Below are 19,548 nucleotides of genomic sequence, written 5' to 3' on the forward strand. Positions count from 1 at the left end.
GGCCTGAGACCCAACCCTACTTTATCATCCTCATAAAGCTGTCACCCTGAGCGGAGCGAACGGGTCTAGAATTTTAAAGGTCAGATCCTTCACTCCGTTCAGGATGACAAATCATAAAGCGGGTTGCAGGAATCTTGCTGCCCGGGTGGACAGGGTCCTCCACCCCTACAACCTAATTCCAATACATATTTGGACGGGCGCACACTGTGCGCCCCTACATCCGTCACTATCATAGAGATGTCATCCTGAACGCAGTGAAGGATCTTTGGTTTCTGTTTTAAAGATCCTTCGTTTTACTCAGGATGACAACCATATAGAACCGTACTATGTCGCAATAATCTACAATATATAAAATATCCATATAGGCTATACTAAACAGATTTATAATAAATCAAATCGGTATAAACCTGCCTATTATGGTCTTCATACCGAACTCCTGCAAGGGTAAAATCCTGTTTATGCTTAAAGGCAAGAGAAGCAAAATTAGGCGTAGGACTTACAATTACCTCTTGGAAAATATACTGAACTCCCTTTATACAAATGTTCTATAAATAAAAAGCAGCGATGAGCTTTGCTGCCGGCACCAACAGCACCTGACCCAGAAGTGTTCCTAAGAGCTTTGTACCGATCAATATAATTACCAGTGCCTTCACATCACCATACTGGCGCTTTCCACGATAGGCTTCATCGGTAATAATTGCTGCTTTTGGATCTACAAAAATCGTTAATAGAATGCTGGCAATCCCATTGATCATCCCTGAGGACCCTGCAGCAGCCAGACGATTTTCGGGAACATAAACCGCCGCATAATAGGCAGCTAAAACACCGATGGCATATACACCTGTGATAAAGGCATTGAGCAACAATAATCTCTTAGGTATATTTTTAAAGCGTAATCCCTGCAGCATACTCCTTGAAGGCTTAACAGCGCTGCCTGCAATTCGCCGGATATTGCCAATACTCAAGGCTTGCACCACGATAGCTGGTATTGATCCGGCTGCCTCTAATTTTGCTACCGCTCTGGAAAATATCTTTAAAAAGGTAGGTACCATCAATATTCCCAATACCGTTCCGACAGTTGCTCCACCAATAACGGTACGAATTTCCAGTAAGGGATCATAGTGAAGCTGGATACTGCTGTCAATCATCTTTCCAATCAATGGACCTTGAAAAGTATTGGCTGTTCTGGATACCAATACGATTAGATTAAATAGTGAAAGAGAGAGGGCAAACTGTCCGCTCTTTACAGAATTTAACCGCACAGAGTAAGATAATGTATCTACCAGATGAATGATAATCGTAAGCAGTGTTAGCTTCCATAGCAGTCCGTCTCCAAAAACCATAATTTTGCACCTTTCCTATCTCATCAGGAGAATAATTAGTATCTATTTATGCAGTCCTTCCATGTTTTTATTATAGTCTAATTATACCAGTATATTCCATTGCTTTCAAAGTTAACTGCCTCAGACACTACATTTGTTTTTTAATGATTGAAGCTATCCGGCTAAGGGACTGCATGATAAAATCCCCTAGACTTTTATTCGTCTAGGGGATTCTCTACCTACTGCAATCCTGTAGCATTAGGATTTTGGCTGCCGCTTTGCTGTACCTTTTTTCGTACATTTTGAACTTATTGCTGTCCAATGGCGGTTGAACTGCTAAGATTTGTACCTGTTGCACCTGCAACGCCGGCTGTTAAGGTACCCGTAGTTCCTTCTCCTGCAGTTGCACCGTTAGTCATGTTCTGTTTTGCATTCTGTATTTCTTGTTGGTCTACAGCTGTAGAACTTTTTAAACTAGGAGTATTTCTAAGATTCTTAGTCTAATATGTCTTTATTGGTATCCTTTGAAGGAATTACTTTACATCCTATATCTGTTAAAAACCTTTCCCATGTGCTCCCATGATCATAATAAAACAAACCCTTTGGCAATCCTACTACAGGCGTTTTTTCCATATTATTTTTTGATGAGTATGTATATGTTTACCAAATGAACAAAATTTTGCCATCACCATTCAGATCCTTTCTCATCATTTTGATGTGGTTCTAGGAACCACTTAAAAAAGAAATGGCAAATACCTTGTGACATGCGCCCAGGCATTTATCCATTCCTTATCTTCATACTATTGCTGCTTATATTGAGGCTCTTGTTGTTCTATATATTGTCTTCTTTTTTCTAAGGTTTGCAGTGCATTATCCAAGGTCTGTGCTAACTGCTGAAATTCCTGCTTTGCCTGTTGATCCTCTGTTTGTAGTGCAAAAGTTTTCATTGAAGCTGCTGCACTTTCTATACCTGCGATCACTTGCTGCATCTGTGTTCCAACGGTCATTCTTAGTCATCCCTTTCCTTTAAGTTTACTTGGTTTATTAAAACCAGCATATATATTTTTTGTCATCTCCGCCGGTCTTATGTAATATTTATTGTAAATAAAACTTAAAATATTTGACAGTATATTTATCCTAATCTGTTATAGCTCTTTACATCCTTTGACAATAACCGATAAGGCCTCCTGCTGATATAATGATGCCTTATCAGTAAGAAGCTTTATCCCTTATTTTTATATTTTGTCAGCACAATGTGCCAACATTTTCACTTACTGCTGGGATGGAAACTGAGCTGTATAACCTGAAAAAACATCGATCAAATCTGCTACTTCAATATTCATAGCGATATTTGCCTGATATTCTCCCAAGTTAAATAGTTCATAAAAAAAGACTGCATAAGCAGCTTTTTAGATATATCCAAAAATCATATGGAGATTTGTGTATTTTAAATATACTCCTCTAATCGCCCTTCATCGATGATGAGGATTTTCTTTATGCCGACTAATTTAATAATCCCCTCATCCTCAAACTTCTTCAGCTTCCTGCTCATGGTCTCTCTGGCTACGCCAGTAAAGTTGGACATTTCCTCCCTTGTAAGGGGAAGCTTGATTTCTATTCCCTGAGATCCTTTCCTGCCATAACGATCTTTCAAATCCATCAAGAGGTACGCAATTCTCGCCTCTACATCATTGGTAGCCAAATTTTGTACCAGGGTTTCTACCTTAGCCAGTCTTTCTCCGATGACTTCCAAAATCTTTAGGCCGATTTCAGGTTTGGCGATGATCAGTTCCCTCATTTTATCTTTGGTTAGGGTACAAAGCTTTGTAGGTGTGATAGCCTCAGCATTAAAGCTGTATTTTCCGGTCTTAAACAGATTGAGTTCCCCGAAAAAGTCCCCTTCTGATAATATGTGCAGGATCTGCTCTTTTCCGTCTTTGGTGTATTTATATATTTTTATCTTGCCTTCATTGACAAGGTACAAGGTTTTGGCATCTGCATCCTCCAAAAATATGGTTTCCCCTTTATGATAGTCCCTGTGACCAGTCATCTTTACTATTTCAATCAATTCCTCATGATTTAAGTTCGCAAAAATGGAAACCTTGCTTGCACATAATTGAGTTTTACATCTATCACAACATGCTTTCATATCCCGTACCCCTTAATAGATCATTTTTTGGGTATTACCCTAACAATAAATCCCCTATAGCCTCAACCTCAGGGTATAATACATTCTCTTCCTGCCCATCGGGAGTAAACTTAATTCGGATAGGAATTTGCAGATGGCTCATACCCGTTGTTTTTATAATATAGGAACTGTCCACTACTTTTATATTTGTACCCCTTAAATAGTCCTGAATAACTTCCACTGCTTCTCCACTCCATCCATAAGAGCCAAAAGCAACGGCAAATTTTTCTTCCAGATCCATATGCTTTAATTCCTTGAGTACCAATTCCATCTTTCCTACCATATCTGCATATCTGGTGGAGCTTCCGAAGAACACCATATCCGATTCTCTGATTACACCCAGCACAGCTTTCAGATCTGCATTATCTACATTGATAATTCTCGTTTCGATAGCCTTCTTTTCTAGCACCGCCGCGATCCCTTTAGCGATTTTCGTAGTATTGCCAGTCATCGTACTAAACAGGATAGCCGCTTTTTTATTTTTCCTTGGACTGCTCATTTCATCGTAGACGTTGATATAGCGCTGTACATTGGCTCTTAGAATATATCCGTGAGAAGGGGCAATCATCTGAATGTCTAAAGCCCTTATCTTATTGATCATATCCTGTACATAGGGCCTATGGGAATGTATGATCAGCTGGTAGTAAACTAAACTTTTTAAAGCACATTTAAATATTTGACATATATACACCAATTCCTTGTTAAGCGAATAAAATATGTAAAATATCGTCTCGTCGTGTATCTTTTAAATGTTTATTACACATATTTATATTAGACCAATCTATCAAACTCTATGAATAAAAAAGGAGTGATATTGTGAAATTCCATAAAAAACATGAGGATATCTTTGTAAATATTATTACACCCCCTGATGGTGTAAAAGCCACTACCGATCAGCCCGCAGGCAATGCAGGAAAAGACCCCTTCTGTGTTTACGCCGGCATGAGACATGCTGTAGGTTCTGTAATCATCAATGAAGATGGCTCCAAAACTGTTTGTACGGAAGATGGTTCCTGGCAAAACACTTGATAGTCTTATCTTTTTCTTTACAGCAAATTATAGCTTCTTCTAATTAAAAAGCCCCAGCCGATTATTTCAATTGGCGAGGGCTTTCAGCATATACTATCTCTTTTTAGGATACTCCATAAGCCAGTCTTCTGGCCAGTTTTCCAAATCTATTCATAAATCCTCTCTTTCCAATAAAGGAGAGCGCTTTTCCAAACTTTCTATAAAGCAGATTAAACAACAGATAAGGTATTTGCTGATCTCTTCGCTCAGGCATTCTTCTCAAAATGTTCCTAAAAGAATAAAATTCCTGATACATCCATAGATACCCATCATACAACTCCTGCTTTGTCATATTTAGGGGGGCGAATACAACATGGGCTGTATTATAGTGTTTAAGGTTAAAATCAATGATTCTACCCTCTTGTTCCATTCTCTTATATAATTTTGTTCCTGGATAAGGCGTTAAGATGTGGGCGGTCATCGTTTCTATTTTATTTTTTACAAGCCAGTCTAGGGTGCTCTGAAATACACTTTTATCATCATGGTCTAACCCGAAAACCAAGCTTGCATTGATCATAATCCCTCTTTTATGGATTTCCCTCACAACGTTTTCATAATTAGTCCTTTTATTTTGCATCTTGTGTACACTGCTTATGGATTGTTCATTGATTGATTCAAAACCTATGAAAAGGCTCTGACATCCGCTCTCTTTCATTTCATCCAGTAAATCCAGGTATTCTCCAATATTTATTGAAACAGCCGCATTCCACTTCAACTTTAGAGGTTTTATCCTTCTAACAAACTCTCTTGTCCACTGTATATTGCCTATAAAGTTATCATCGATAAACATAATATGCTTTGTTCCCAGCATATTGATCTCCTGTATTACATCTTCTATAGGTCTATTCCTATAGACATTATGCACATACTCACAGCTATTGTAGCAGAAGTCACATTGAAAGGGACATCCCCTGCTGGTAATCACCACATTATTATACAAATAATTTTTCACAGGAATACGGTTCCAGTTCATAATCGGTATTTTTTCTAAATCCGTAGGCTGTTCACTATAGTATTTCGTTTTTAGCTGTCCTTTTCTGGCATCTTCAACAATTTGCTGCCATAAGCTCTCAGCCTCACCAATACATACAGAATCCACATAATTCAGCGCCTCATCCGGATTGGCACTTACATGAATTCCTCCTACCACTACGGGCACTCCTCTTTTCCGGTAGTTTTCGCCGATAGTATAGGCTCTTTGAGAAGTGTCAATATTGACACTGATGCCCACCAGATCCGGTAAATCATCATAATTTATATCTGCTACATTTTCGTCTTCTATGATCACCTCATCTCCTAGCGGCGTTAACGCAGCCAATGTCAATAGCGCCAAGGGAGGTGCCATAAGTCTTTTAAATTCCGAGTCTACAGGCCTTAGGCTCATTCTCGGCTGTATAAGCTTTATTTTCATGTACTGCTCCCCTCTTTATTCATCCTAATCTATGTCTTATTATACCATAGCTGCGATCAATCGCTTCACTAACCTGTCATTGAATAACACAATAAAAAAGCAGGGATTCTAGTGGATGAAATCCCCCCATTCAGGAAGGTGCTCAGGCTGCCTTGCAGCCGTCGAAGGGGAACTAGGTTCCCCTAGCGAAGCACACACAGTGAGCCTTTTTATATCTCTTCATATAGGAAAATCTATTCTTTCATTACAGAAAGCTCCCATAAATACAGTGATGCCACAGACCCGTAGGGAGAATATCGTTTTCTATACCGCTCAAATTTATCCTTAGGCAGCTCCTTGAGATTGTACAGGTTCATCATTCCTCTGCATATAGCCAGATCCCTATAACTCACTACATCAGGGCGGCAAAGGGAAAAAATCAGTATCATTTCAGCAGTCCAAACACCTACTCCATGGAGGGAAGACAGCTTTTCTATGATCTGCTCGTCTGTCATTGTATGAAGTATACTAAAATCTACTTTACCAGATATGGCGGCCTCTGCGATTCCTTTTATATATCCGGCTTTTCTCTCAGACATACCGCAGCCCTTGATTTCAGATTGTTCAGCTTGACTGATTCTCTCAGGTGTTATTTCCCCCAGCAAAACACACAGCCTGTTCCATACGGTATCAGCGGCTTTGCTGGAAATCTGCTGTCCTACTACGCTTGAAACAAGTGCTGTAAATGGATCAGGAGTAATCTCACGTTTTATCATGCCGATCTTATCAATAGCTGCACCAAGTTTTTTATCCTTCTTTTTTAAATAATCTATCTCTTTTTGTCCATATTCAAATATCTGCATACGCTTCCCCCCTTTGTTTTTTGATATATTGGTGTGTTTCTGTATACCAATATTATAATTTTTATGAAATATTTTAACAATAGTATCATACATATGACATTAGGGGGTGTTGATTTGCTAAGATCATTTGATTTGCTCAGTGAAATAAGTATTCTTAGAAATGCAATGTACATCTTAATTGAAGAAGCGCATTGGAATCTTCAAGATCCAAATGTGCAGTCCATCAGTCGTTTAATAAACTCTGTAATCTACTCCTATACAAAATCCTTTTACAACATATAATGTTCATAGCAAGATAAAATCAAAAAAAATATAAAAGCACTTAGTTTTAAGCACTTTTATATGAATTATGTGTTATTTAGTTATCTAATATTGACCCTCAGTATGGTCCCTAGAAACTGGGGACACTCATCTACTGGGATTGGTGGTTTACAACCAGCGTTTGTTGAAATTCTTGGCCCCCTTTCACTTTGCTCAGTACACACTATGTTGAAAAAGTACAAGGGTGACAAGTTATGAAGAAAATTTGACTAATCATCATCCTTTTAAATTCTATCCTTAATAAAATAAGAATCCAAAGAGCTTAGTACCTCTTTTGGATTCTTATTTTATTACGATTTATCTCGGCTTACTGATAAACATTTGAGTGTAGATATAGCCATATTTTTGGCTGGGACGAACGCCTATTCCGATATGGGTAAAATTCGGACTTAAGATATTTTGTCTATGCCCACTGGAATTCATCAAAGCAGTGTGTGCTCTATCAACATTCTGATTGCCCGCTAAGTTTTCCCCCGCATGAAGGTAGCTGATTCCGAATTTTTTCATCATATCAAATGGGCTCCCATAGGTAGGAGAGTTGTGGCTAAAATAATTGTTGTCTACCATATCCTGGGACTTGATTCCAGCTACTCGTGCAAGCTCTAGGTCCACAGTCAGGGGCTGGAGTCCATTTTTAGTTCTTTCACGATTTACCAGGTCTACCATTTGCTGTTCCTGAGCTCCCAATCTTGCAGGTGCTTGTGTCTGCGGTTGTTGAGCTTGTGGTGTTCTTTGAGGCGTCTGCTGCGGTACTGTCGGCTGCTGAGCTTCCTGGGGCTGTTGTGCAACCTGTGGTTGTTGTACAGGCTGGTTTTGCAGGTTATCTCCGTCTTTAATGATCGGCTTTGCCTTCGCAGCATCTATAACCCCAACCCGGTTATTATTCATTTGAATAACGTACCAATTACCCACCTGGTCCAGTACTCTTACTTCCTGATTTCGGTTCAGTGTTCCGATGGTTGGGAAGGCTTCTCCTGTACCAGCCTTTACATCTACTGTGTTGGCTGTGACTCTACAGTTTCTTACTCTTTCCATTTGAGTGATGGATGATTCGTTGGTTTCAAGATCCTGCTTAGGCGTAGCCGCCCTTTGTTGTTCCTGCTGCTGTCTTTGTTGGCCTTGATCCATTGGTCTTGGCAATGGCCTTTGTTGCGGTGCACATGCTGTAAATATCAGCATTACAGCAACAAATATCATTAAGATTTTTCTCATTTTTTATCACCTCAATAGTATTATTTCCGGTCGATAAAAATTAATAATTCTAATCTTAATGTAAGATTTAGCAAATCAGTAAAGTGCTGATAAATAAAAAAATAGATCAAATGAACATATTTTTGATTTTCTCATATTATGAATTGATATTAAAAATGTGCGAGGTGATAAAAACATGCTTCCTTATCATACACCTAGGCCTTTCCCCTATAGCAGCAGCAATATTTCTCATTATCCCTATATGTATCCTCCAGCCCATTTCTACAGGCCTTTAGCCATCTCCCCATTTGATTCAAACCATTACCACAATACTACCACACCCCCTTTCTATCCCTTTAGGGACACTACAGATCCTTCAGAACATTATCTGTCCATAGGCCAGCTGAAAACCGCATATTCTACCCATAGGCTTAGCACACAGCAAAACAACAACCTACAAAAAAATGCCTTCCATACTCTCGTTGAATCCGACATTCAGGAGGCTATGAACCAGATAAATGATGAGCAGATATCCTTTTCATCTCTATTCCAGCTTCGTGACGTGATTCGTGAAAATAATTTATTTGAGGGTTTGAATCAGCGCAACAAAACAGCACTCCTCCTAACCGATGATATATTATCTCACGGAACAGAAAAGCACACCATCGACCTCTCCTTCTGTGACTATATTCAATCAGCCCATACTATATTAAAGTGGATTTTAGAAACAGGGTCAGCTCATGATGGTCTTAGCAGTGATCACGATGCCGTTTTAGATATTGCAGCAGCATTCTTGGTAAAGTTGTTTCACGAAAAATCTGTACTTCCCATTATGGCAGATATGATATTCGAAAGAAATCGAAAAGGTCGCTTCAATCATGATTTAGTCTGGGCTTTCTTCGAAGCCAAGGAGCCTCAAAGCTTGATTCTTATAGCAAACCGTTTAAAGTCTGAAAACCAAAAAGATGTTGAATTTGCCCATCAATTGCTAAACTTTATTCCAGGCATCGGTACCGGCAATATGGTTAGTGCAGATCAACAATATTCCTATGTCATCCACTGGCTCCAGGATAATGGCCCATTTTTGCACTATACAGGAGAGAGTCTGCAGCAGCTTCATAAACCCTCTCCCTATGTTATCATCCTAGAGGCTAAATACTTATGCAAGCCTCTTTACGCTAACAAGGCTGAGGTTGCAGCCCCCTTATCCAGCAAAGATTTTCAGCTTTTGGATGCCTATAGCAAATTAGATCTGCATCACAAAATCCTGCTCTCTAACTACTCCCTCTCCCTCTACCGGCAAAATCCGACCTGGTGGCAATCCTGGCTTCAGTATCCTATTGCTGAGCAGATCAAGATCGCTAAAGCTAGAACAGGAGGGAGACTATGACTGTATTTATAGGCAATAGGATTCTTCCAAGTGCTTTTATAGATCAGTATCCACCTAACAGCACGGAAAGAAGAGTAATTGAGATTTTATCCTCCAGTAATCATACTTACCGATACGAATCGGTCAATCACCTGAAGGTGGAACTGGATCTGCGAGCAAATATTGTAAAAGCATCCAGAGAACTCTTCTACAGCGGCATTGGCTTTCGTACTTTTCGAAATTCCGTGTGTAATCCGTCTTATTGGATTCGCAATGAGGATGGAGGCTTTACTTCCAGAGATGACGTTCCTCCCTCTGAAGCGATTGAAGATATCTATAAAAACGGTCGCAGATACGGCACAGAATGTGCTACAGCCATTATCATCCTTTACTTTAAAGCGGTTCTAAATGTATTTCCCCATGACGTTTTCAACCAATTGTTTTCTAAAATACATCTGATGAACTGGCAGCAATTAGACAGCAATCTTGCCATTGCATATTTCCGAAATCCAACAGATTATCTGCCTGGGGATTGCAGATATGTTAAAAATCCCGATGTTAACCCCCTAACTCCAGAATGGCAGGGAGAAAATGCAATTGACTTAGGCAACGGCCTCTATTATGGCCATGGGATTGGTATCAAAACCGTGAATGAAATTATCGCAGCCTTAAATAGAAACAGAAGACCCGGTGCCACCGAATCAGCCTATCTTATGGATTCTGTCAATCGTTTGGGTTTTTCACGTTTGGCATCCTTATATCAACGGCTTGTTAGAACATAACTTATGCCAGCGTTTGGCTATAATCGAGTAGGAGGTAGATAATTATTTTACCTACCGACCTCTCACACCACCGTACGTACCGTTCGGTATACGGCGGTTCCTTAGTTTATGCACTAACAGTTTTGTAATAATCCGTGAAAAATTGATATCCTGCTTCTCTAAGCCGATTATCGGTTATTGAACAGGACAGTATTTGGCTGCCGGCTATATGCCAGTAGCCTTTTCTTGTGTTGGAATACTTTTTCGCATTACTGTGGTTGTAGCCAAGTTTTCTCAGCATTCTGTATCTAGTTTTGATTTTCTTCCATCTTTTCCATATAAACATCCGAAGTCTTCTGCGTAACCACTGGTCTGTATTCAATAAGAGATTCTTCATATCAGCAAGTTTGAAGTAATTCACCCAACCAACTACAAATTGCTTTAATTTTAATTTAAGCACTTCATAGCCAATTCCATTACTTCTTGATGTTACTTCTCTTATTTTGTCCTTCATTTTAGCTACACTCTTTGAATGTACTCGCAGTTTTATTCCTGCTTTTGATGGATAGAATCCATATCCAAGAAATTTGATTTTCCCAATATACGCTACAGTTGTCTTTTCCCTATTCACTCTAAGTTTGAGTTTATTCTCTATGAATGGCAGGATGTTGGAGAGTATTCTCTTAGCACTTCTTTTGCATCTCGCAAATAAAAGTATATCATCAGCATAACGCACAAATTTTATCCCGCGTTTTTCAAGTTCTTTATCAAGTTCATTTAGCATTATGTTGCTACATAATGGGCTGATATTCCCCCCTTGGGCGAGTCCGATATTCGTTTCTTCAAACCGTCTTCCTACTATTGCACCTGCTCTAAGGTATTTATGAATCAGAGAAATAACCCTTCCGTCTTTAATCGTCCTTGATAGTATTTCTACCATCTTTGATTGATTGACTACGTCAAAGAATTTCTCAAGATCCATATCTACAACATAGGTATATCCTTCATTCGCATATTCCTTGCATTTCTTTATTGCGTCGTGCGTACTTCGTTTGGGTCTGAATCCATAGCTAGTTTCACTAAACTGGGGTTCAAATATCGGTGATAATACTTGCAGTATTGCTTGTTGAATGACTCTGTCAACTGCTGTTGGTATTCCAAGATTTCTCTTTTTTCCATTGTCCTTTGGTATTTCTACCCGTCGAACTGGATTTGGATGGTATTTTCCCTCCAAAATGGTCTCTCTTAACTCATTCCCGTTGTCTTTAGGATATTGTAGAAGATGCTCTACTTCCATCCCATCAACTCCGTGTGACCCTTTATTCTTCTTAACCTGCTTAAATGCTCGGTTAAGATTGTCTCGGTCTAGAATTTGTTCTAAAATCCCATTTACTTCACTGTCGGCATTGGTGATGTTGCTTTCAGTTATCCTCTTTTCGGTAAGCGCTCTGTCATACCCTTTGTGTTCCGCACTATCTCTTTGACAGTAGCCGTTGCTACAGCAACGTGTTCTGCTTTCTTTTGTCCCGATTTTGGTAACATTCATTTACTTTCACCTCCTAAGGTTCAACCCTTCATGACTTCGTCGTCTAAGTCACTACTATGGTATCTGCTGACTTCTCACGATGAATCTTGTTTCAACCATATTTCACAAAGGCGTTCCATATGTCCGTGAGACCTCCCCAGGTAAGAACGCAGTCTTTCCTTCCATCTATCTGCCACATTTACACCGTATACTTCCGGATAGTTTAGGGCTTCAGTTTGAGTTGTAACCTTACCCAGCATACGTATGCCTGATGTGATTTCTATTCGTCAGACCAGAAGTTTGCCGCCGGCTTCCTTCAGATTCCTCGTCGCCAAGGACACCCTTGCCTTAAGCTATACACTTGGCACTATCAACCCGTGTTCGGGACTTTCACCCGTTAGACTGCGCCCATGCTGGGCGCACAACCAAAATAGCTTCCAGCTTGATACATCAAGCTGGAAGCTATTTGTTTAGGTTGTACTGCTACTAACTATTGAAACCGCTTATCTATATGCAGCTTATTTTAGATTATATAAGCACTTGACTCCCGGATAGATTGAAGCCATTCCTAACTGTTCTTCTATTCTTAAAAGTTGATTGTATTTTGCTACCCTTTCTGATCGTGCAGGGGCTCCTGTCTTTATCTGTCCCGCATTAATTGCCACAACCAGCTCTGATATGGTTGTATCTTCTGTCTCTCCAGATCTATGAGATACCACCGTAGTATAGCCTGCCCGGTGGGCCATTTGGATGGTATCAAGGGTTTCTGACAGCGTACCGATCTGATTTAACTTGATCAAAATAGAGTTTGTAGTATTTTCTTGTATTCCTCTTTGGAGTCTTACAGGATTCGTAACATAAATATCATCACCCATTACCTGAATCTTATTTCCTAACTTTTTAGTCATTTCTGCAAAGGCTTCCCAATCTTCTTCATGGAAGCCATCCTCAATAGATATGATCGGATAATTGCTAATCAGATATTCATAGTAAGCCAGAAGCTCCTTAGAGTTCATTTTAACCCCTTGGCCAGCAAGGTTATATTGCCCATCCACGAAAAACTCTGATGCCGCAGGATCTAAAGCAATCATAACATCTTCACCGGGTGTATATTTTGCTCTGCCGATTGCCTCAACAATCAATTGAAGTGCCTGTAGAAGCCCCAGAAGGAATCGCGGCTCTGCCAAAAAATCCTCCTTCCAGCATTACATCTACCTCAATCGTAGGGTTTCCTCTTGAATCCAGTATTTCTCTAGCTAAAACCTCTTGAATTTTCATTTTATTACCCCCTTTATTTTTGAGACAAGGCTTTTCTTGTCAATCTAGGCATTCTCATTTTTATAGATCTCCAGCTCCTTGCGGTAGTCTTCAACAATATCTACTACGTGTTGGTAGCTTGCCTGATATTGCCTGTTTTCATGAACTAAGCCAGAAACCTGAAGTTTCATACGATCATAGTCTTTTTTCATTTCATAATAATTGAATTTCAAAGCCCCATATTTCGCATTGGCTTCCATCAGTGCCCTGCGCAGGCGGATATCCGGTTCTTCCCCTTGCGCGATCTCATGGATCTGAGATTGACTATAATAAAAGCTCAACCCTAGGAGCATCAGATTTCTAATGGCTTGCTCTTCAGAAAAGCCCTGTTCCTCCATATACGCCTTGATCATTTCTTTATACGTTTCATCAAACTGCTCCATAATATTGTTCATAGCTAACCTCCGTCTGCTAAGCCTCTTTTAGGTTTTCCATTCTTGTCCTGATGGATGCCAAACCATCCCTTAACTGTTCATAATAAAGCAGTTGTGCTTGTATATTCTCCTTCTTCTGATTTCTAAGCTCCATTGTCTTTTGGATAATTCCCTGTATGTTCGCCACCGTATCGTCTATATGCCCTTGATAAGCCCGTTCAAAGATATACTTGCTGTCTCTTATTTTGCTGGCATAATCCCATTTTAAGTTATTTCCGTTCTTCTCCAGTTCTTCGTCGACCCTTCTCATCATATCGGAAAAAATGATTTTATTTCTCCATTTCTTCGGCATCAGGAAAAGAAAATCCCGAAGCCTTGGACCTAGAAAGGCAGGACTGGAGCTGCCAAACTTAAAGTAGAAGGTATCCTTATCAATCAGATCAAACTCACCGATAGGTTGTGCCAGCCGAAGCTTAAACACTGCATAGGTTATTTCATTTATCAGGTTGATTCCCTGGTTCAGCTTGTCGGTAAACCGTAGAATGATTCCCCGATAGGCTTGCTTTAAATTTTCTATCTGCCGCTTATCCCAGTGGGTATAAGCCTCTTCCACAAGATTTTCAAGCTCCTGGTTGAGCAGCTTAGGCAAGTCCTTTCCGCTCATTTCTTTATTTCTTTCAAATATGTCCTCGAGTCTCCCTTTGATTTGCAAAGCTTGTACTGCCCGAAAGTCCTTTATCTGCACTTCCAAATCTCCAATAATTTCATTTAAATCTGCTTCCACTAAAGCTAATGCTTCCTTCTTTAGTCTTGCGGTATCCTTTACCTTATCTTTAAAAAGATTTAACTGCTGCTCCAGGGTTTCCACAGGACTATTGAGCACAGCTCTTTTAAAATCTATATTTTCCTCCAGTTCCTTAGTCATTCCGTATAGCTTTTCTTCATAGCTTGCCAGAAGATATTTTCCCTTGTCTTTTAGGAGAAAGATTTCCAAATCCTCTTCAAATGCTTTCATACCACTTTGTTCCAAAAGATTCGTATTTCCCGTTTGTTTACCTTCATAGGCTTGTTTTGCAGAAATCGGGTATAACTTTACATCGGATGCCAGAACCTTTGAAATCATTTCCCTTGAAAAGGCTATACTCTCATCCTTTTCTTCCGGATTTAAATAATCGATTTTGTTTTGAAGAAAAAATATCTTATGAAAATATTCCTTTGCATCTTCTAGAAACTCCATTTCCAACTCACCTACCGGTGCATCAGAGGAGGTAAGAAAGATGGCAGCATCGGCTTCCGGCAGATACCGATAGGCTTCTTCCGTGTTATGCTTATGAACGGAACCAATACCCGGTGTGTCTATCAGTACAACCCCATTTTTTAAGATATCTGAAGGGTAATACAGCTCAATAATGTCCACATTTTTACTATTCTCAGGATTCTTTTGCTCTGAGATATATTCATGGATTTGTCTTATGTCTGTCTCCGTGCTCCTATGATCCTTGTAGTGTATAGCTGCCTTTGGAGATGCAGCATATCTGATTCGGGTAATGATAGATGTAATAGGTATTACGCCGGTAGGCAGAATATCATTCCCAAGAAAATAGTTGATCAGGGTAGACTTGCCCCTTTTGAACTGTCCAATGACGACTACATGAAATTCTGTGTGTTTTATTTTTTCCCGCTGTCTTCTGAAGCTGTGAAACAGTGCAGGATTCTCAACTTTTTCCGCCAAAGCTGTAAGCTCATCGGCCATATCTGCGTATTCCTTAACCAACACATTAAACTGTTTAAGCAATAGTACCACTCCCAACACCGTTATTATCTGCTTACTGCCTCATAGATAGTATTCAATGAATGCATACAATTATTTATAGGAAAATACTATAATATTTGAAAAAAACAATATTCTTTAAAAAGCCTTTATTAAAGTTTAGGGTGGATCTTATATGTTTTAGCCATAGATTGTGACGCAGGTAGGGGTGGACGACTCTGTCCACCTGCAGATGCCTTATTAAAACAAGCAGGCAGACACAGGGTCCGCACCCTACAAAATCAACATTATAGTTTAACAGAGCTTTTTAAAAAAAACACAAAAAAGCTCCTACTAAAGATATCCTTAGTAGGAGCCATTAATTGCTGCAGCAATGTTTACGGTGAGCTCCATCACCTTAATGGTTTATATTGTTTCTCAATTCAAGCGATTCAATAAATATATTATAGCTTATTCTTCGGTTATTTTCAATCATATAATAAGTGAATCTTCCCTGTATAAGTTTTTAACATTTACTTCAATGCTATAAACTGCTCTATATCTTCTTCGATCAACTGCAAAGATGCCAACCAGAAATCTTTTTGCCGGAGGTCTTCATTCACCAGACGGGCAATGTCTGCAATGCTGTTCTTACCGGTAGCTGCCAGCAGATGATCATAGGTTTCTACAAAATCACTGCCTGTCTTAAGATATTTTGCATAGAGTCCTTTGGCAAAGAGCAGTCCAAAGGCATAAGGAAAGTTATAGAAGTTGTAATCTGCACTATAGTAGTGAGGCTTTACCACCCACATATAAGGATGCAGCCATTGATGATCCAGCCCCGGCCCATAAGCTTCCTTTTGTGCCCACAGCATCATCTCTTTCAGCTCCCGCACGGAAGGAGATCCTGTTTCTCTTTTTCTGAAAAGCTCACTTTCAAACAGGTATCGGCTGTAAATGTCTACGATCACCTGACCTGCTCCTGATATCCCGCTCTCCAGTATGGTAAAGGCTTCATCCTCAGATGCTTGCTTTAAGGCTGCATCTTTAATGATGGTCTCACAGAAAATAGATGCCGTCTCTGCAATGGGCATGGGATAATCACTGTTCAAGTGGCTTTCTTCTTTTAGACACTCTCCATGGTATCCATGACCCAGCTCGTGGGCCAAAGTCATCACATCATTAAAGGTTCCGGTAAAGTTCGCCAGTATTCTGCTCTCCTTTATGCTGTGGAGGTTGGCACAAAAAGCACCGCCTCGTTTGCCTTCCCTGGGTTCTGCGTCAATCCACTGTTTCTCAAAAGCCTTGTCAGCATAGTCAGCCAGCTTATTGCTAAAGCTTTTAAAATTGTTTACGATAAACCCACGTGCTTCCTCATAGGTAAAACGCATATCTGCTTTACCCAAAGGGGCAAATAAATCGTAGAAAGGCAGCCCCCCTTCATGTCCTAGCAATGCTGCCTTCTTCCGGTAGTACCGATGGAAGGCCGGCAATTTATCCCCCATAGCTGATATCATGGCTTCCAAAGTCTCCTGGTCCATTCTGGAATCCAAAAGGGTCTTTTCTAAGGGGGAGCTGTATCCCCGGGCCTTACTTAAGGTAATCACTTCACCTTTTATGCCGTTTAGACAAGCAGCCGAGGAGGCTTCTATCTTTTCGTAGGCCTTTAATTCTGCCTCGTAGGCTTTTTTTCTTATAACAGGATCTGATTCGTAAGCCAAGTTTCTCACCACTGGCAGGGGCAGCTGTTTCATCTCTCCTGTCTCTTCAATGTCTACCATCAGAGTAGAAGTGAGCAATTCCTGTAGTTTCGTCCAGGCATTAGATCCTGTATTCTTCATCTTTGCAATTAACAGTTCTTCTGCTTCACTCAGCAGGTACTGATTTTGTTTTCGCAGTTGTTGAAGATAAAACTGATGTCCCTTCAGCAATTCTGAAGAAGCCATCAGCTCTTCAAAGCTTTCTAAGTTCCCTATCCATTTTTGAAAGAGCACCTGAGGCGTTGTCAGTTCTGTCAATTCATCTTCCAGCTGCTCTACTATCTGCAGGGCTCTTTCATTCTTGGCATCTACGCTCAGGGTTAATTCTGCAAAGCTGTGAATTTTGGTAAACAGCTGCAAAAATGCATTCTCCATAGATAGAAAAGCCTCAATCTTTTTCAATCCATTATCTTGACTGCAAAGCTCCTGCTCTGCCCACTCCTTCATTTTATGGATCATTGCCCTGCAACTTTTAATGTCCTCTTCAAAGGACTCCGCATCAAAGCCCGTGTATAAAGAATCTAGATTCCATCTCATGATTGTTCTACCTCCTATGCCCAATCTTTAGGATACAGCTCTAAAGACAGCTTAATTTTTGAATTAACCTTTATTATATATTATGATACCCAAAATACCAAATATTTCTATGGCATTTTGACTCTAATACAAATAAATCCTGTTGTCACGGGACAACAGGATTTATTTAGCAAACAGCAGCTTCTGTAATGATTAATTTCTTCTGATCTGCATCTAAAACCGCAGCAGCACCAATTGGTACAGTTATTTTAGGCGTACAGTGTCCTATTTTATAATTCAGTACTGTGGGCTTTTGATAAGGCAGTATGATCTCCTCAAATACTTCCATCAGGCTAAGGCTCTCTTCCGGATTTTCCGGTTCACAATCATTCCAGTCTCCAAGGACGATCCCCGCAGCATCCTCCAGCTTTCCAGCCAGGGCTAATTGTGTTAACATCCTATCTACCCGGTAGGGTTCTTCGCCGATATCCTCGAGGAATAATATTTTTCCTTTTGTATCAATCTCATAAGGGGTTCCCATGGTTGCCGCGATCAATGCAAGATTGCCTCCGATCATCTGTCCCTGGGCTTTACCCTCAAAGAAGCATTGCACCTCTACGCCTTTAGGATTCTCAATATCGCCCATGGGCACCGATTCCATGATCGCCTTTAGCAGAGATTCTTTTGAAAAAGAATCTATTCCCCCGGCTAAATCTGAAGCGGCCATAGGGCCATGGATGGTAATCAGCCCGCTTTTTTGATTGATTGCAGTATGAATTGCAGTAATATCACTGTAGCCGATAAATACCTTTGGATTGCTGTGAATCAGATCATAGTCTAATAGATTCAGTATTTTGGGGGTTCCATAACCTCCTCTCAGGCACATAATGCCATCCACAGAGGGATCCTGAAACATTTGATTCATATCCTCTGCCCTATATGCATCCTTCCCAGATAAATATCCGTGTCTGCCATAACAGCTCTTACCCATTTTTACTTTGAAGCCCAAAGCCTCCAACTGTTCTTGTGCCAGCCTTACTTTTTCTTCTGTGGTAGGGCTGGCAGGGGCAACTACCCCAATGGTATCTCCAAATTTCAGTGCTTTCCCTTTTAACATCTATACCTTCCCCCTATTTGAAATAATTGAGGGCTACACCATAGCCCCCAATTATATTTTATACTATTCAATTGCATTATGCGCCAAACATTGCTCTTGTAACGATTACCGCTGTGATCAGTCCTACCGCATCGGCTACTAAACCGGCAGGAAGTGCATGCCTTGTTTTCTTAATGGCAACAGAACCGAAATAAACCGCTAATACATAGAAGGTTGTTTCCGTAGAACCCATCATTACGGAGGCCATACGTCCGATTAGAGAATCCGGACCATAATTGGTGATTAAATCACTCATGATTCCAGTTGCGCCGCCGCCGGATAATGGTCTCATCAATGCCATTGGTAAAACTTCAGCAGGCATACCAATCAAGCTTGTGATAGGACTTAAAATCTTAGTCACAACGTCCATTGCACCGGATGCTCTAAAAACCCCAATGGCTACCAGCATGGCCACCAGATAAGGGATAATTCTAACGGCTGTTTCATTTTCATGATTCCTAACCATAAAGCCATAACACCAATAAGTCCTAAAGATAAGTCTACACCTGTTTTAGCACTGTTGATGGCAGCTTCTGTCACTGCGTCCATGTTCCCATTGACAGCACCAACAATAATCCCAGCAGCTAGCAACAAAAACCAAATAACATTAATCATTGCAAATTCTTCCCCCTTTTGTTATTCTTAGTGAATTTGAACGTAAGCTTTTTTGAAAAACC

General features: G+C 40.2%; 20 protein-coding genes, 1 pseudogene and 1 riboswitch. Of the genes and pseudogenes, 4 read left to right on the forward strand and 17 right to left on the reverse strand.

All coding sequences use genetic code 11. The annotated features are described in order from the left end of the window. Window positions 1-545 precede the first annotated feature (545 nt). From BUB56_RS05125 to BUB56_RS05145, 5 genes are all read right to left on the reverse strand, one after another. Window positions 546-1,343, reverse strand: coding sequence for a lipid II flippase Amj family protein (locus BUB56_RS05125; protein ID WP_110940302.1), 798 nt, complete (start codon window positions 1,341-1,343; stop codon window positions 546-548). 474 nt (window positions 1,344-1,817) lie between these two features. After that, complete coding sequence (locus BUB56_RS20350; RefSeq protein WP_110940303.1) at window positions 1,818-1,955, reverse strand: acyl-CoA dehydratase activase-related protein; 138 nt, start codon at window positions 1,953-1,955, stop codon at window positions 1,818-1,820. 167 nt (window positions 1,956-2,122) lie between these two features. After that, window positions 2,123-2,329 carry a DUF1657 domain-containing protein gene (locus BUB56_RS05135; RefSeq protein WP_110940304.1) on the reverse strand — a complete coding sequence of 69 codons (207 nt, stop codon included), beginning with the start codon at window positions 2,327-2,329 and terminating at the stop codon, window positions 2,123-2,125. Between the two features lie 440 nt (window positions 2,330-2,769). After that, window positions 2,770-3,471 carry a Crp/Fnr family transcriptional regulator gene (locus BUB56_RS05140; protein WP_110940305.1) on the reverse strand — a complete coding sequence of 234 codons (702 nt, stop codon included), beginning with the start codon at window positions 3,469-3,471 and terminating at the stop codon, window positions 2,770-2,772. A 34-nt stretch (window positions 3,472-3,505) separates the two neighbouring features. Continuing rightward, the gene (locus BUB56_RS05145; RefSeq protein WP_110940381.1) at window positions 3,506-4,111 is read right to left on the reverse strand and encodes a flavodoxin domain-containing protein; all 606 of its coding nucleotides are present in this window, start codon (window positions 4,109-4,111) and stop codon (window positions 3,506-3,508) included. Between the two features lie 215 nt (window positions 4,112-4,326). Here BUB56_RS05145 and BUB56_RS05150 point away from each other — a divergent pair, with 215 nt between their 5' ends. Continuing rightward, entirely contained in the window at window positions 4,327-4,539 is a 213-nt protein-coding gene (locus tag BUB56_RS05150; protein WP_110940306.1) for a hypothetical protein, read from the forward strand. 103 nt (window positions 4,540-4,642) lie between these two features. On the opposite strand, the gene BUB56_RS05155 is transcribed toward BUB56_RS05150, so the two are convergent. Both BUB56_RS05155 and BUB56_RS05160 read right to left on the reverse strand, forming a co-directional pair. Beyond that, window positions 4,643-5,989 carry a B12-binding domain-containing radical SAM protein gene (locus tag BUB56_RS05155; RefSeq protein WP_110940307.1) on the reverse strand — a complete coding sequence of 449 codons (1,347 nt, stop codon included), beginning with the start codon at window positions 5,987-5,989 and terminating at the stop codon, window positions 4,643-4,645. A gap of 233 nt (window positions 5,990-6,222) precedes the next feature. Further along, a complete protein-coding gene (locus tag BUB56_RS05160) occupies window positions 6,223-6,831 on the reverse strand; it encodes a DNA-3-methyladenine glycosylase family protein (RefSeq protein ID WP_110940308.1) in 609 nt (202 codons plus the stop codon). A gap of 114 nt (window positions 6,832-6,945) precedes the next feature. Between BUB56_RS05160 and BUB56_RS05165 the strand changes: the two genes are divergently transcribed. Continuing rightward, the gene (locus BUB56_RS05165; protein WP_190014217.1) at window positions 6,946-7,113 is read left to right on the forward strand and encodes a Spo0E family sporulation regulatory protein-aspartic acid phosphatase; all 168 of its coding nucleotides are present in this window, start codon (window positions 6,946-6,948) and stop codon (window positions 7,111-7,113) included. 336 nt (window positions 7,114-7,449) lie between these two features. On the opposite strand, the gene BUB56_RS05170 is transcribed toward BUB56_RS05165, so the two are convergent. Next, window positions 7,450-8,364 carry a CAP domain-containing protein gene (locus BUB56_RS05170; RefSeq protein ID WP_110940310.1) on the reverse strand — a complete coding sequence of 305 codons (915 nt, stop codon included), beginning with the start codon at window positions 8,362-8,364 and terminating at the stop codon, window positions 7,450-7,452. Between the two features lie 484 nt (window positions 8,365-8,848). Between BUB56_RS05170 and BUB56_RS05175 the strand changes: the two genes are divergently transcribed. Both BUB56_RS05175 and BUB56_RS05180 read left to right on the forward strand, forming a co-directional pair. Next, window positions 8,849-9,733 (forward strand): hypothetical protein, encoded by an 885-nt coding sequence (locus tag BUB56_RS05175; RefSeq protein WP_190014220.1) that lies wholly within the window; start codon window positions 8,849-8,851, stop codon window positions 9,731-9,733. Further along, complete coding sequence (locus tag BUB56_RS05180) at window positions 9,730-10,494, forward strand: protein-glutamine gamma-glutamyltransferase (protein WP_110940312.1); 765 nt, start codon at window positions 9,730-9,732, stop codon at window positions 10,492-10,494. Before BUB56_RS05175 ends, BUB56_RS05180 begins: the two co-directional genes overlap by 4 nt. A gap of 106 nt (window positions 10,495-10,600) precedes the next feature. On the opposite strand, the gene ltrA is transcribed toward BUB56_RS05180, so the two are convergent. From ltrA to BUB56_RS05225, 9 genes and pseudogenes are all read right to left on the reverse strand, one after another. Then, on the reverse strand, window positions 10,601-12,019 hold the full coding sequence (gene ltrA, locus BUB56_RS05185; protein ID WP_110940313.1) for a group II intron reverse transcriptase/maturase: 1,419 nt from the start codon (window positions 12,017-12,019) through the stop codon (window positions 10,601-10,603). Window positions 12,020-12,516: 497 nt separating this feature from the next. Continuing rightward, window positions 12,517-13,152 (reverse strand): annotated as a pseudogene (eno, locus tag BUB56_RS05190) (phosphopyruvate hydratase); the annotation flags it as partial. Further along, entirely contained in the window at window positions 13,130-13,276 is a 147-nt protein-coding gene (locus tag BUB56_RS20355) for a hypothetical protein (RefSeq protein WP_110940315.1), read from the reverse strand. The pseudogene eno and the gene BUB56_RS20355, both read right to left, overlap by 23 nt. Before the next feature lie 44 nt (window positions 13,277-13,320). Further along, window positions 13,321-13,710: a hypothetical protein gene (locus BUB56_RS05200; protein WP_110940316.1), complete on the reverse strand. Its 390-nt coding sequence runs from the start codon at window positions 13,708-13,710 to the stop codon at window positions 13,321-13,323. 16 nt (window positions 13,711-13,726) lie between these two features. Beyond that, window positions 13,727-15,484 (reverse strand): dynamin family protein, encoded by a 1,758-nt coding sequence (locus BUB56_RS05205; RefSeq protein ID WP_110940317.1) that lies wholly within the window; start codon window positions 15,482-15,484, stop codon window positions 13,727-13,729. Window positions 15,485-15,802: 318 nt separating this feature from the next. Then, a riboswitch (Fluoride riboswitch) is annotated at window positions 15,803-15,866 on the reverse strand. A 106-nt stretch (window positions 15,867-15,972) separates the two neighbouring features. Next, window positions 15,973-17,736 carry a M3 family oligoendopeptidase gene (locus BUB56_RS05210; RefSeq protein WP_110940318.1) on the reverse strand — a complete coding sequence of 588 codons (1,764 nt, stop codon included), beginning with the start codon at window positions 17,734-17,736 and terminating at the stop codon, window positions 15,973-15,975. A 166-nt stretch (window positions 17,737-17,902) separates the two neighbouring features. Then, the gene (locus BUB56_RS05215) at window positions 17,903-18,832 is read right to left on the reverse strand and encodes a S66 peptidase family protein (protein WP_110940319.1); all 930 of its coding nucleotides are present in this window, start codon (window positions 18,830-18,832) and stop codon (window positions 17,903-17,905) included. A 76-nt stretch (window positions 18,833-18,908) separates the two neighbouring features. Continuing rightward, the gene (locus BUB56_RS05220; protein WP_110940320.1) at window positions 18,909-19,337 is read right to left on the reverse strand and encodes a spore maturation protein; all 429 of its coding nucleotides are present in this window, start codon (window positions 19,335-19,337) and stop codon (window positions 18,909-18,911) included. Beyond that, window positions 19,271-19,486, reverse strand: a complete 216-nt coding sequence (locus BUB56_RS05225; protein WP_190014222.1) for a hypothetical protein — start codon at window positions 19,484-19,486, stop codon at window positions 19,271-19,273. Before BUB56_RS05225 ends, BUB56_RS05220 begins: the two co-directional genes overlap by 67 nt. Between the last annotated feature and the right edge of the window lie 62 nt (window positions 19,487-19,548).

Source organism: Geosporobacter subterraneus DSM 17957, assembly GCF_900142145.1.
Taxonomy (GTDB): Bacteria; Bacillota; Clostridia; order Peptostreptococcales; family Thermotaleaceae; genus Geosporobacter; species Geosporobacter subterraneus.

Coding starts and splice junctions, on each gene's coding strand:
- BUB56_RS20350 (WP_110940303.1), bottom strand. CDS start 1,955: ATGGAAAAAACGCCTGTAGTAGGATTGCCAAAGGGTTTGTTTTATTAT.
- BUB56_RS05210 (WP_110940318.1), bottom strand. CDS start 17,736: ATGAGATGGAATCTAGATTCTTTATACACGGGCTTTGATGCGGAGTCC.
- BUB56_RS05145 (WP_110940381.1), bottom strand. CDS start 4,111: ATGATCAATAAGATAAGGGCTTTAGACATTCAGATGATTGCCCCTTCT.
- BUB56_RS05155 (WP_110940307.1), bottom strand. CDS start 5,989: ATGAAAATAAAGCTTATACAGCCGAGAATGAGCCTAAGGCCTGTAGAC.
- BUB56_RS05175 (WP_190014220.1), top strand. CDS start 8,849: ATGAACCAGATAAATGATGAGCAGATATCCTTTTCATCTCTATTCCAG.
- BUB56_RS05225 (WP_190014222.1), bottom strand. CDS start 19,486: ATGATTAATGTTATTTGGTTTTTGTTGCTAGCTGCTGGGATTATTGTT.
- ltrA (WP_110940313.1), bottom strand. CDS start 12,019: ATGAATGTTACCAAAATCGGGACAAAAGAAAGCAGAACACGTTGCTGT.
- BUB56_RS05220 (WP_110940320.1), bottom strand. CDS start 19,337: ATGGTTAGGAATCATGAAAATGAAACAGCCGTTAGAATTATCCCTTAT.
- BUB56_RS05125 (WP_110940302.1), bottom strand. CDS start 1,343: ATGGTTTTTGGAGACGGACTGCTATGGAAGCTAACACTGCTTACGATT.
- BUB56_RS05180 (WP_110940312.1), top strand. CDS start 9,730: ATGACTGTATTTATAGGCAATAGGATTCTTCCAAGTGCTTTTATAGAT.
- BUB56_RS05160 (WP_110940308.1), bottom strand. CDS start 6,831: ATGCAGATATTTGAATATGGACAAAAAGAGATAGATTATTTAAAAAAG.
- BUB56_RS05170 (WP_110940310.1), bottom strand. CDS start 8,364: ATGAGAAAAATCTTAATGATATTTGTTGCTGTAATGCTGATATTTACA.
- BUB56_RS05215 (WP_110940319.1), bottom strand. CDS start 18,832: ATGTTAAAAGGGAAAGCACTGAAATTTGGAGATACCATTGGGGTAGTT.
- BUB56_RS05135 (WP_110940304.1), bottom strand. CDS start 2,329: ATGACCGTTGGAACACAGATGCAGCAAGTGATCGCAGGTATAGAAAGT.
- BUB56_RS05200 (WP_110940316.1), bottom strand. CDS start 13,710: ATGAACAATATTATGGAGCAGTTTGATGAAACGTATAAAGAAATGATC.
- BUB56_RS20355 (WP_110940315.1), bottom strand. CDS start 13,276: ATGAAAATTCAAGAGGTTTTAGCTAGAGAAATACTGGATTCAAGAGGA.
- BUB56_RS05140 (WP_110940305.1), bottom strand. CDS start 3,471: ATGAAAGCATGTTGTGATAGATGTAAAACTCAATTATGTGCAAGCAAG.